Annotated in this window: 1 protein-coding gene; it reads right to left on the reverse strand. The window is 65.2% G+C overall.

Annotated elements, in window-relative coordinates; translation table 11 throughout:
* On the reverse strand, positions 1-1,062 hold a 1,062-nt coding region (gene oxlT / locus QSG27_RS29015; RefSeq protein WP_306712328.1), incomplete at both ends, for an oxalate/formate MFS antiporter.

The raw sequence follows: 1,062 nt of genomic DNA on the forward strand, positions 1-1,062 counted from the left end.
GCCCTTGGCGCAGTACAGCACGCCGTAGATCTTCGCCGCATGCTTGGTGCCGAAGGTGTCCGCCGAGGTCGCGCTGAACAGGCTGTACACTTCGCCCCAGGCCAGGAACACCATGCCCGACAGGATCAGGAACATGATCGGGTCGTGGCCGAAGCGGCTGAGCATCAGGATGCCGATGCCTTCGAAGGTGAAGGCGATGAACATCGTCGCCTCACGCCCGATGTGGTCGGAGATGAAACCGAACAGCGGGCGGGAGATGCCGTTCATCACGCGGTCGAGCATCAGCGCGAAGGGCAGAGCCGCCATGGTGATGCCGAACAGGCTGATCGGGGCTTCCTTGACGCCCAGATCGTGGGCGATCACGCCGAGCTGGGCCACCGCCATCAGACCGCCCGACACGGTGCAGATGAACATCACCATCATGACCCAGAAGACCGGCGTCTGCAGGGCTTCCTTCAGCGTGTAGTCGCGGCGGGACTGCAGGACCTTGGTCGAGGACTTGACCTGATCCTTCTGCGGGGCGCGCAGGAAGAAGGCGGCGCACAGGATGATCGCACCCTGCAGCAGGCCGAACCAGAAGAAGGCCGCCTGATAGCCGGACGAGTGGATCATGTTGGCGATCGGCAGGATGGTCAGGGCCGAGCCGGCGCCGTAGCCGCCCGCGGTCAGGCCGACGGCGAGGCCGCGCTTGTCCGGGAACCACTTGATGGCGCTGTTGACGCAGGTGGCGTAGACGCAGCCGACGCCGATGCCGCCGATGGCCGAACCGAAGTAGAGCATGCCGAGCGAGCCGGCGTAGCTGTCGATGATCCAGGACAGGCCGGTCATCACGCCGCCGAAGGCGACGATGACGCGGGGGCCGTAGCGGTCGATGAAATAGCCTTCGATGGGGGTCAGCCAGGTCTGGACGACGACGAAGACGGTGAAGGCGGTCTGGATCGAGGCGCGGGTCCAGCCGTGGGTGGCCTGGATTTCCGGCACGAACAGGGTCCAGGCATACTGGATGTTGGCCGCTGCCACCATACAGACGATGCCGACGACGATCTGCATCCAGCGCGCGCC

The sequence above is a fragment of the Azospirillum isscasi genome (genome assembly GCF_030849505.1).
GTDB lineage: Bacteria > Pseudomonadota > Alphaproteobacteria > Azospirillales > Azospirillaceae > Azospirillum > Azospirillum isscasi.